This is a genomic window from Candidatus Poriferisodalis sp. (assembly GCF_965208485.1).
GTDB lineage: Bacteria > Actinomycetota > Acidimicrobiia > Acidimicrobiales > Poriferisodalaceae > Poriferisodalis.
Genome location: NZ_OZ242344.1, coordinates 2,681,447 through 2,692,756 on the forward strand (window position 1 = coordinate 2,681,447; position 11,310 = coordinate 2,692,756).

The following is an 11,310-nucleotide window of genomic DNA, read 5'->3' on the forward strand; positions in this document are numbered from 1 at the left end:
TCCGGACGCTCGTGGGCGCTTGTCGAGACCTTCGAGGCAGGCGCGCCCGCATTGTGCTCGGTGCCGTCTGCGCGCTGGCCGCGCTGGCGCTCAGCGCTTGTGGTTCGACTGCGGATTCCGCCGAGGTCAGCGTCGAGACTGTGCCGCACGCCGACCGGGATGCCTGCGACGGCCGGTTCGCGGCTGTTGACCTCGAGCATCACACCCGCGGACCAGGCGCGAGCCGCTCCATGTTCGATGGCATGGGTGCGGGGCTCGCTGTCGGTGACCTGGATCGAGACGGTGACGATGATCTCGTCCTGGCCAATCTGAGCGGGGCCAGCTCGGTGCTGTGGAACGACGGGACGCTGCGATTCCGCCGCGAAGCGCTCATCGAAGGCCGCTTCCGCCAGGCGATCATCGTCGACAGCGACAGTGACGGCAGCAACGACGTCGTGTTCACGACCGGTGTCGGCCGTCCACTGGTCATGCGCAACACGGGCCAGGGCTCGACGGCTGACGAGCGCTTCGAACGCGACGAGATCGTCGGCCTCGATGCGTACACATACTCCATGGCATGGGGGGATCTGGGCGGCGACGGAGACCTCGATGCAGTCACCGGTGCGTACAACGCCGAACTCACGGCCGAGCGGCGCCTCAACCTCGGCAACAAGGGAGGTGTGGGCCTGTTCGAGCACGATGGCGAGACGTTTGTGCATACGCAGCTCGCACCCGAATCGCAGGCGCTCGCGACCCGCATCGGCGACATCGACGGTGATGGCCGCGCCGACATCTATGTCGGCAATGACCTCGCCACGCCCGACTACGTGTGGTTTGCAGGCGAGGACGATTCGTGGACCCAGGCGACGCCGTTTGCCCAGACCGCGTTCAGCACGATGGGCATCGACGCGGGCGACATCGACAACGACGGCGACCTGGACCTGTTCGCGACCGACATGAAGCCCATGGACGACCGACCGGAGACCATCGACGCATACGCAAATGTGCAGTCGGACATCGACGCCTCGCCGTCAGACGACATCCAGCGGCCCGAGAACGTGCTGTTGCTGTCGACGGGCGATGACTTCGCCAATGACGCGCCGTCGTTCGGCGTGGAGGCGACGGGATGGAGCTGGTCCGGGCTGTTCGGCGATCTTGACAATGACGGATTCGTGGACCTGTACGTCGTGAACGGCATGGTGGCGGACAACCTGTTCGGACACCTGCCCGATGCCAGCTTGGTCGAGGCCAACCAGGCGTTCCGCAACGTCGACGGTGAACGATTCGAGCCCGCAGCCGGCTGGGATCTCGACGACACGACAGGTGGGCGGGGGATGGCGATGGCCGATCTCGACCTCGACGGCGATCTCGACATCGTCGTGAACAACCTCAACGCGCCGTCGCGGCTGTATGAGAATCGGCTGTGCGGCGGCGGTGCGGTGACCGTCGCGCTGCGTTGGCCCGGCACCGGCAATCCCGATGCCATCGGCGCACAGGTGCAATTGGCCGACGGGCGCGACAGCACGCTGGTGCGCACGGTGGAAGCGGCACGCGGCTACCTCTCGGGTGCCTCGGCGATGCTGCACTTCGGCGTGGGCGACAGTTCCGGCCCGGTGGAGATCGAGGTGACGTGGCCCGACGGCACCGTCAGCACGAGCAGCGACCTTGACGTCAATCGGCACGTCACGATCACCCGGTCGGGTGAGGCAGCGCAGTCATGAGTCCCGACTACCTCGTTCAGCCGGGCACGCGGTCCGAGCGCCGCCGAGACGCCGCAGTGCATCTGACGCCGCTGATTCCGGCCGCGGCCGCAGTGGCGGTGATCGGCCGAGGGGCCCTGTGGGCTGCGCCTGCAGTCATCCTGGGACCGCTCGCGCTCGGAGCGCTCCTGAGCCGGGGCAGAGACTTCGGCAGGCGTCATCGGCGCCGAGCCGCGGACTTCAACGCATCCGTCGCGCTTGCAGCATTGGTGCTCTGGGGAGTGCTGGAACTCGGTGCGCGTGTCGAACTGGCGGGCGTACTCGTGCCCGTCGGCCTGCTGCTGCTTGCGCTGCTCTGGCTGAATTGGCTGTTGATGATGGCGATAGCCGCAAATCGGGCGAGATACGGAGAGCTGTTCGAGCCTCCGTGGGTCATTCCGTTCTCGCGCTGGCTCCGAAGAGGGGACCCACGGAGGATCGCGAAGGAGAATTCACATGGCGACGGTTGAGCTTGCGGAACTGACCAAGGTGTACCCGGGGGGCGTCACCGCAGTGAACGCCATGAGCCTGAGCATCGACGACGGCGAGTTCGTCGTGTTTGTCGGGCCATCAGGGTGCGGAAAGTCCACGGCGCTGCGAATGGTTGCGGGACTCGAGGAGATTTCGAGCGGGACGCTCCGAATCGGGGACGCTGACATGACCAAGGTGCACCCGCGAGATCGGGACATCGCCATGATCTTCCAGAACTATGCGTTGTACCCCCACCTCACGGTGCGCAAGAACATCGCCTACCCGTTGAAACTTGCCAAGATTCCCAAGTCTGAGATCGACCAGCGGGTGCAGCGCACTGCCGACGTGCTGCATCTCACCGAGTTCTTGGATCGCAAGCCGGCCGCGTTGTCGGGCGGTCAGCGTCAGCGCGTTGCGATGGGTCGAGCCATCGTCCGTGAGCCCTCGGTGTTCCTCATGGACGAACCGCTCTCGAATCTTGACGCGAAGCTGCGCGTGTACATGCGCAGCGAGATCTTGCGCATCCAGCGAGACCTCGGCGTGACCACCATCTACGTCACACACGACCAGGTGGAGGCAATGACCATGGGCGATCGAGTGGCAGTGCTCAACGGAGGCGCGCTCCAGCAGGTCGACAAGCCCTCGCTGCTCTATCGCCGGCCGGCGAATGTGTTCGTCGCGGGCTTCGTGGGATCACCGGCGATGAATCTCTTCGAGTCGGCAGTCTCCGTCGGCGGCAGCGGAGTCAACGTCGAGATGGGCACTCAAAGTGTCGAGTTGCCGCTCTCGATCCTCGATGAGTGCCCGGCGCTGCGTGCTCACGAGGGAAAGCGTCTGGTGTGCGGCATTCGCCCAGACGATGTCTACGACGCTGCCCTGGCGCCGGACTACAGCCAACGCATTGCTGCCGATGTGCAGCTTCTCGAAGAACTCGGCTCAGAGATCGTCGCCCACCTCGACATCGGGGTCCAACGCGTCGAGACCGGCGGGCCGACGACCGACGTCGATGATTCCGAGGGTCTCGGCAGCGCCTTCTTGGGTCGGTTTGCCCAGCAGAGCGGTGCGCGTGTCGGCCAGCGAATAGAGATCGCCATCGATGTATCGGCGATGCACTTCTTTGACATGGCGGCTGGCAGCGTCATTCGCGATTGAGCCGTCTGCCGAGGCCATCAGACCGAGGGAACTGCGCAAGTAGCGTGCGAGTCGCGTGCCGGTGCTGCTGGGTGCTGCGGCGTCGGTCCTGATCGGCGTTTCCGACTACTTCGGTCGCTACTGCAGCCGGCGCGCCCGGGCCATGACCGCTGTTGGCACGGCCTTCATGGGCGGCCTCGTCGTGACGGTGGTGCTGTTGCTGGCGGTGCCGAGTTCTGCCATCGGCGCCTCGCTCGCGCTCGGGGCGGCCTCGGGTGTATTGATGGCGCTCGCGCTCTCGGCGATGTGGCACAGCATGGCCGTGTCGTCGGCTGCGATTGCATCGCCGGTGGTGGCGGCCTCCACTGCGCTGGGGCCGCTGGCCTACGGGCTCGGAGTCGGCGAGCGGCCCTCGTCCGTAGCGGCCGCAGGCATTGCCGTGACCATCGCCGGGTTGCTGGCTGCGGTCATCGTGCCGGACCTGCGTGGGGACATCCGGCGGGGCGTCGCGTTCGCGCTCTTGGCCGGCGTCACCTTCGCCACTGCCACAGTGCTCTTGGGCGAGACCAGCATCGACAGCGGCATGTGGCCGGCGGTGACGCAACGGATGGCGGCGCTGGCATGCATGCTGGCAGTGACCAGAGTCCGACGGATCCCTCAGGTACTGCCGCCGTCGCTCCGACTTGCCGGTTTCGCGGGAGGCGTTGCGGGCGGAGCCGGCATGGGCGCCTTCATCGCCGGACTGCAACGGGGTCCGCTCAGCGAAGTGGCGGTAGCTGCGTCCCTCTATCCGGTGGTGACGATCGCCTTGGCGGTGCTCTTCGATGACGACACGCTGTGCTGGTGGCAGGTCATCGGCATCGCCGCTGCCCTGACGGGCACTGCGATGATCGCCCTCGGCTGAGCACCGCTCGCCGCTGGAGCCTGCACCAACCTGCATTTCTAACCTGCATTTCTAAATTGAAATCTGTTCACACTATTTCTCAATTTCATGAGCAATGTTATGAAAGGATGGGAGAGCAGCAAGAACTGGCGAGCAGCGTCTCTTGGCAGAAGGACTCGGGCAACGACGGTGGCGTACTTCGATCTGGGCTCGTATCGCTGGCCAGTGACGACCTCCGACGCCGAAGCCCAGCTGTGGTTCAACCGCGGCATGGCGTGGTGCTACGGCTTCCATCACGAAGAGGCGATCGCCTGTTTCGAGCGTGCGCTCTTGCACGATCTCGATTTCGCGATGGCGTACTGGGGCATCGCCTACGCCATCGGGCCGAACTACAACAAGCCTTGGGAGGAGTTCGACGCCGAAGACTTGCGTTCCTCGCTGGCACGTGCCCGTGCTGAGGCGGCCGCGGCCGAGGATGCCGCAGCCGGCATCAGCGATCTCGAACAGGCGCTGATCGGCGCGCTGACGCATCGCTACCCGCCGGATCCCGAGCTGCCAGGCGAAGACGACTTCGTGCGATGGAATGACGCGTACGCAGACGCGATGCGCGAGGTCTACCGGCGCCATCGTGATGATCTCGATGTCTGCGCCCTGTTCGCCGAGGCGATCATGAACCGGACCCCGTGGAAGTTGTGGGACCTGGTCACGGGCGAGCCGGCAGAGAGTGCGGGGACGCTTGAGGCAGTCGACGTACTGGAGACCGCCTTCGACACCCTCGACGCCGAGGGCGCCAACAGCCACCTGGGCTTGTTGCACATGTACATCCACCTCATGGAGATGTCGCCGCATCCGGAGCGAGCACTGGCTGCCGGCGACCGCCTGGTCGATCTGGCGCCCGACGCCGGCCACCTCGTCCACATGCCGACCCATATCGATGTGCTGTGCGGCCACTATCACAACGTCGTGACGCGCAATTCGGCCGCGATCGTCGCTGATCGGCAGTACCTGGACTTCAAGGGCCCGATGAACTTCTACTCGGCCTACCGCTGCCACGACTATCACTTCAAGGTGTACGGGGCGATGCTGGCCGGCCAGTACGGCCCAGCCTTGGAAGCGGCCGAAGAGATGAACCGCACGCTGCCTGAAGATCTGCTGCGGACCGGCTCGCCGCCGATGGCCGACTGGCTGGAGGGGTTCGTGGCGGTCAAGCAGCACGTGTATGTGCGCTTCGGCAAGTGGCACGAGATCCTCAGCCAGCACCTGCCCTTCGACCAGCAGTTCTATTGCGTCACCACGGCGATGATGCGCTACGCGCGGACCGTGGCGTATGCCTCGACCAACCGGGTCGACAACGCGCAGGCCGAGCGCGAGGCGTTCGTGGCGGCCAAGGCGCAGGTCCTGCCGAGCCGGACGTTGTTCAACAACACGGGACTCGACATCCTGACCGTCGCAGAAGCGATGCTGAACGGCGAGGTCGAGTACCGCTGTGGCAACTTCGACGTGGCCTTCGACCATCTCCGGCATGCAGTCGATCTGGACGACAACCTCCCCTACGACGAACCGTGGGGCTGGATGCAGCCGACTCGCCACGCACTGGCTGCGCTGCTGTCCGAGCGGGGCGAGTTCGACGAGGCCGAGGCGCTCTACCGTGCCGATCTCGGCTTGGACAACCAGCTTCGACGACCCTGCCAGCATCCCGACAACGTCTGGAGCCTGCACGGACTGCACGAGTGCCTCGTGCGGCGGGGGGACACCGTCGAGGCACCGCTCATCCGCCAACGGCTGGATCTGGCCATCGCCCGGGCTGACGTGCCGATCACCGCATCGTGCTTCTGCCGGCTGGAGACTGCTGCGTAGCAAGTACCCGTGTGTGCCCCTCGAAGCTTGGCGCAGGACTCGCTGCTGTGGCGGCATTTCTGCACAGGTTTGGTTCTGGCCGCCAAATCTGCGCGTCTTTGTGGTCTGTGACGGCATTTCTGCGCAGGTTTGGTTCTGGCCGCCAAATCTGCGCGGTCGTGCCGATGGCGGCGAGATGCGCTGACTTGCCGTCGGCCGCAGCCTGCTTGCCCGAGGGGACGACGTGACACGACCCGCTGCGAGGATCCGGCAGCGATGCCACGCCACGCTCGGCCTGCTCACACCCGTCAAGTTCGAACGGAGGCAACAACACCACGCCGCTGTCTGATTCCCCCAACCTGGGTCCAACCTGTGTTGCGTCTGACTTCGGCTTGAGGACGATGCATGGGGGATGACGACAACGCCGTAGCCTTGGCCTTCGTGTTCGAGGCGCCCACATGTTCCGATGACGTCTCGGCGGCCCTTTCAGCACACGGGTACCTGCCCGACGAAGGCCTGTCGACCGTGGTGTACCTGTCGGTCACCATGGAACGCCCGCTGTTCCTCGAAGGCGACGCCGGCGTGGGCAAGACCGAGCTGGCCAAAGTACTCGCCGCCTGGACTGGCGGGGAATTCATCCGCCTGCAGTGCTATGAGGGCATCGACGCTGCCCAGGCGCTGTACGAGTGGGATTACACCCGCCAGCTGCTGCATCTGCGCACGGCGGAGGCTGCGGGGCGCGCAGCGGTCGATGCTGAGGCCATCGAGGACGAGCTCTACTCGGAGCGCTTCCTGATCCGCCGGCCGCTGCTGCGAGCCATCGACCACGATGAATCCACGTCGGCAGTCCTGCTGATCGACGAGGTGGACCGCGCCGACGACGAATTCGAGGCGTTCCTGCTGGAAGTGCTGTCGGATTTCACGGTGACCGTGCCAGAGCTGGGCACCATCACCGCCGGCCGCCCGCCGCTGGTGGTGGTCACCTCCAACCGAACCCGCGATGTGCATGATGCCTTGAAGCGGCGCTGCCTGTACCACTGGGTCTCGCATCCCTCAGTGGACCGGGAAGTCGAGATCGTGAAGCTGAAGCTGCCCGACGTGGACGGTGCGCTGGCCCGCCAGGTCGCGGTGGCCGTGGCAGCAATGCGTGAGATGCGCCTCTACAAGCCGCCGGGCGTGGCCGAGACCATCGACTGGGCAACGGCGCTTGGGCGCTTGGGGGCCGCTGAGCTGGACAGCGCCATGCTGGAATCCACGCTCGGCACGGTCTTGAAGTACCGCGAGGATCAGCAGCGGGTCACCTCGGTGGGCATGGAGATGATCATGGCCGCCGCGGCCGAGGCCTGAGCGGCCGCGAGGCTGAGCCGAATGGCGAAGCCCCGGCCCGGCCCCAACGGTCACTTCGACGAGGGCGCCCCGCTGGCGTCGGACGGTCATGCGAATGAACCCGAGCGATTGGCGTCGGCGTTCTCGTCGGTGCTGCGAGGTGCCGGACTGGTGGTCACCATCCGGCGGGTGATGGCATTCACCGAGGCGCTGCGGCTGTTGGGTGTTGCCAGCCGCGACGATGTGTATTGGGCAGGCAAGGCGACGCTGGTGGGCAGTCCCGCTGACATCGGGGTGTACGACCGGGCTTTTGCAGTTTTCTGGGAGGGGCGCGAACCCAGCGGGATGGTGGTCGAGCTGCCGCCGATCTCGGTGACGCTGGCCACTGACACCGACGACGACAGCGGGGCAGCACCGCCCGCTGACGAAGGGGATCCCGACACCGGCCCGACGCTGCGGGTCCGCTACAGCGACACCGAGACGCTGCGCCACAAGGACTTCGCCGACTGCAGCGACGCCGAACTGGCCGAGCTCCACTCGCTGATGGGAGAGCTGCGCTTTCAGGCGGCTACTCGCCGCACCCGCCGAGCCGTGCGGGCCAAGCGCTTCTCGCGCCGTCCCGACCTGCGTCGCACGATCCGGCGCGCGTTGCGCACCGGCGGCGAGGCCATCCGGCGGGAGTTCCTCACGAACGACCGCAAGCCCCGCCGGCTCGTGCTGCTGCTGGATGTGTCGGGTTCCATGGAGCCCTACGCGCGCGCGCTTGTGCGCTTTGCCCATGCGGCGGTCGTGGGGCGCACACGGGTGGAGGCGTTCACGATCGGCACCCGGCTCACCCGGGTGACGCGTGAGCTGTCGTCCCGGGACCCCGACGCCGGGCTGCGAGCCGCCGCCGACTCGGTGCAGGACTGGTCGGGCGGCACCCGTTTGGGGGCGACCCTGCACGAGTTCAACGACCGTTGGGGCGTGCGGGGCCATGCGCGAGGCGCTGTCGTGGTGATCTGCTCGGACGGATGGGACCGCGGCACCCCCGACGAATTGGCCGAGCAGATGGCCCGCCTGCATCTGGTGACTCATCGACTCGTGTGGGTGAACCCGCTGAAGCACACGCCCGGTTATGCGCCGCTTGCCCGGGGCATGGCGGCGGCCTTGCCCCATGTGGACGATTTCATCGAAGGCCACTCGTTCGATTCGCTCGAGCATCTGGCTGCGGCCATCGCGGCCTGAGTCCGACGTGTGCCGGCTGCCTCAGTCCACGTCTACCTGTACCCCAATCTCACCCGACGCACAGCCCGCCGAGACCGCAACAATGGACACCGGGAGACAGAACTGATGGACGAGATCTTGGACGACATCGACCGGTGGCGAGCGGCGGGCCAGCGAGTGGCCGTTGCCCGGGTAGTGGACATCGAGGGCTCAGGGCCCCGCGACCCGGGGGCGGCCATGGCGGTGAACGAAGAGGGCGAGGTTGCCGGCTCGGTCTCCGGCGGCTGCGTGGAGGGCGCCGTGGTGGGCGAGGCGCTGGAGTTGCTGGGCGGCAAGCGAGTCCCCGGCATCACCACCTTCGGCTACAGCGATGACGAGGCGTTCGCCGTGGGGCTGACCTGCGGCGGCACGATTCACCTGTTCGTGGAGGAACTCGACTGGTGAGCACGGGTTCGAACATGGGGTCGACTATGGGGCCGAGCAGCGACGGTGCGGGCATCTACGAGGTGTTCCGGGACGCGATCCGCGCCGAGGTGCCCGTCGCGCTGGCCACGATCATCGACGCCCCCGACACGGGCGCTGTGTCTGATGTGCGCCCGCGGACGGGCGCTGTGTCTGATGTGCGCCCGCGGACGGGCGCTGTGTCTGATGTGCGCCCGCGGACGGGCGCTGTGTCTGATGTGCGCCCGCGGACGGGCGCTGTGTCTGATGTGCGCCCGCGGACGGGCGCTGTGTCTGATGTGCGCCCGCGGACGGGCGCTGTGTCTGATGTGCGCCCGCGGACGGGCGCCAAGCTCCTCGTGCGGCCGGATCAGCTGACGCTGGGCACGCTGGGCGACCCCGACCTGGATCGGGTGGTGGAGCGTGACGCGCTCGGGATGCTGGACGCCGGCATCAGCGAGGTGCGCCACTACGGGCAGCACGGCGAAGCCCGCCAGATGGACCTGAGCGTGTTCGTGGAGTGCCATGCGCGTCGCCCGCACATGGTCATCTTCGGCGCCGTCGACTTCACTAGGGCGCTGGCCTCCCAGGCCAAGCTGCTGGGCTACCGGGTGACGGTGTGCGACGCCCGTGAGGTCTTCGCTACCAGGCGCCGCTTCCCGATGGCCGACGAGGTCGTGGTGGACTGGCCGAATCGCCTGCTTGATCGCATCGGCGACGAGCTGGGTCCCCGCGATGCGGTGTGCGTGCTCACCCACGACCACAAGTTCGATGTGCCGGCAATTGTCGGCGCTTTTCCGACCCGTGTGGGCTACTTGGGGGCGATGGGCTCCCGGACCACCCACGAGAAACGAACCGAGCGCCTGCGGGAGGCCGGAGTCACCGACGCCGAACTGGAACGGGTGATGGCCCCCATCGGCCTCGACATCGGCGGCCGCACCCCAGAGGAAACCGCCGTGTCAATCGTGGCCGAGATCATCGCTTCACACACCGGCCGCCAAGCCCCCCGCCTGAAAGACGGCCAAGGACGCATCCACTAGCAGGATGCTGAAATATGCAGGTCTGGCTGGAAGACAAGCCCCTGACCTGCGGGTTTGCAACTGGACGCTGCCCGGAAATCGACTTTTTCAGCAGTCTGCTAGGAGGGTGTCGCAGTTTTCCTCCGGGCATCATGCAGCTCGCTGACCTGCAAGAATGGGCTTGCTTCAGCCCCAGCCATTTCAGCGACGCACCACTAGGAGGGTGGTCGGAAAGTCGGTGGGTTTCCGCGTGTGGGGGGTGGGCGCGCGGGACAATGCGGGGGTGCGCGGTTCGGTTGACGGTCAGGGTTCGTTTTTCGGTGTCGGGGTGATGGTCGGGGATCTGCTGGATTCGGAGGGGTTTTTGGCGGCGTTGGGGCAGGCTCGTGGCGAGTTGTTCTGTGACGCCGATTTTGGTGCTTTGTATGTGTCGGGGCGCGGACGGCCGTCGCATCCGCCGTCGGTGGTGGCGTCGTTGCTGTTGTGTCAGTTGTTCTATGGGGTGTGGGACCGCGAGGCTGAGCGGCGTTCGCGGTTCGACATGTCGTGGAAAGCGGCGTTGGGGCTGTCTTTGGAGCATCCGGGGGATCCCCCATGCGGTGCTGGCGGAGTTCCGGGCGCGGCTGGTGCGCGCGGGGATGGAGAGCTTTTGGGGGGACCGGGTCAAGATCGCGGCGAAGCGTGCGGGGGTGATCGGGCATCGCCGCACGGTGGACTCCGCGGGCATCGAGGATTGCGTGCTGACCCAGGACACCGTGACTTTGATCCGTTCCCAGGTCCGCCGCTGCGTCGGGGTGCTGGGGGCGCTCGACGCCGCCGCGGCGGGCGAGGCGGCGGGTTCGCTGTCGCGCGGCGATTACGACAGGGCGGCCAAGCCGCGGATCAACTGGTCTGATCCGGGGGCGCGGGCCGCTTTGGCGGCGGAGCTGTTCGGTGACGCTGAGACGGTCGTGGGGTTCCGCGCCCGTTTCGAGGACCCCGAGCTCACAGCGGCGGCGGAGCTGCTCAGGGTCGTGGCGGGCCAGGACATCGAGACCGCCGCCGGCGCCGACTCCGACATGATCACCTCCGCCGCGGCGACACAGGCGACCGCCCACGACGCCACGGTCCCGGGGGACCTCATCGACGCCGATCCCGTAACCTGGACCTCGCCGACCGCCTCGGCGTCATCGGCTGACACACACCCCGCCCAGCCCCACACCGCCAACCGCCCAACACCGCCACCAACCCCACAACCGCGCCAACCCGACCACAAAACACGCCCCACACCCCAATAACC

At 66.8% G+C, this 11,310-nt stretch carries 10 protein-coding genes and 1 pseudogene; all 11 read left to right on the forward strand.

Annotated features, from left to right (window positions below):
• Positions 1–11 precede the first annotated feature (11 nt).
• The 11 genes and pseudogenes from ACOGXQ_RS12550 (at position 12) to ACOGXQ_RS12600 (ending at position 11,308) form a co-directional block, all read left to right on the forward strand.
• A complete protein-coding gene (locus ACOGXQ_RS12550) occupies positions 12–1,700 on the forward strand; it encodes a CRTAC1 family protein (RefSeq protein ID WP_419943992.1) in 1,689 nt (562 codons plus the stop codon).
• The gene (locus tag ACOGXQ_RS12555; protein ID WP_419943993.1) at positions 1,697–2,188 is read left to right on the forward strand and encodes a DUF4870 domain-containing protein; all 492 of its coding nucleotides are present in this window, start codon (positions 1,697–1,699) and stop codon (positions 2,186–2,188) included. The genes ACOGXQ_RS12550 and ACOGXQ_RS12555 overlap by 4 nt, the downstream gene beginning before the upstream one ends.
• Positions 2,175–3,341, forward strand: coding sequence for an ABC transporter ATP-binding protein (locus ACOGXQ_RS12560; protein ID WP_419943994.1), 1,167 nt, complete (start codon positions 2,175–2,177; stop codon positions 3,339–3,341). Before ACOGXQ_RS12555 ends, ACOGXQ_RS12560 begins: the two co-directional genes overlap by 14 nt.
• A gap of 55 nt (positions 3,342–3,396) precedes the next feature.
• Entirely contained in the window at positions 3,397–4,224 is an 828-nt protein-coding gene (locus tag ACOGXQ_RS12565; protein WP_419943995.1) for an EamA family transporter, read from the forward strand.
• A 168-nt stretch (positions 4,225–4,392) separates the two neighbouring features.
• Positions 4,393–6,060: a tetratricopeptide repeat protein gene (locus tag ACOGXQ_RS12570; RefSeq protein ID WP_419943996.1), complete on the forward strand. Its 1,668-nt coding sequence runs from the start codon at positions 4,393–4,395 to the stop codon at positions 6,058–6,060.
• Positions 6,061–6,444: 384 nt separating this feature from the next.
• Positions 6,445–7,386, forward strand: coding sequence for an AAA family ATPase (locus ACOGXQ_RS12575; RefSeq protein ID WP_419943997.1), 942 nt, complete (start codon positions 6,445–6,447; stop codon positions 7,384–7,386).
• A gap of 21 nt (positions 7,387–7,407) precedes the next feature.
• Entirely contained in the window at positions 7,408–8,592 is a 1,185-nt protein-coding gene (locus ACOGXQ_RS12580) for a vWA domain-containing protein (RefSeq protein ID WP_419943998.1), read from the forward strand.
• A gap of 9 nt (positions 8,593–8,601) precedes the next feature.
• The gene (locus ACOGXQ_RS12585; protein WP_419943999.1) at positions 8,602–9,015 is read left to right on the forward strand and encodes an XdhC family protein; all 414 of its coding nucleotides are present in this window, start codon (positions 8,602–8,604) and stop codon (positions 9,013–9,015) included.
• Positions 9,012–10,052 (forward strand): XdhC family protein, encoded by a 1,041-nt coding sequence (locus ACOGXQ_RS12590; protein ID WP_419944000.1) that lies wholly within the window; start codon positions 9,012–9,014, stop codon positions 10,050–10,052. Before ACOGXQ_RS12585 ends, ACOGXQ_RS12590 begins: the two co-directional genes overlap by 4 nt.
• Positions 10,053–10,362: 310 nt before the next feature.
• A pseudogene (locus ACOGXQ_RS12595) lies at positions 10,363–10,551 on the forward strand (IS5/IS1182 family transposase); the annotation flags it as partial.
• Positions 10,552–10,630: 79 nt separating this feature from the next.
• Positions 10,631–11,308: a hypothetical protein gene (locus ACOGXQ_RS12600; protein ID WP_419947452.1), complete on the forward strand. Its 678-nt coding sequence runs from the start codon at positions 10,631–10,633 to the stop codon at positions 11,306–11,308.
• The last annotated feature ends 2 nt before the right edge of the window (positions 11,309–11,310 follow it).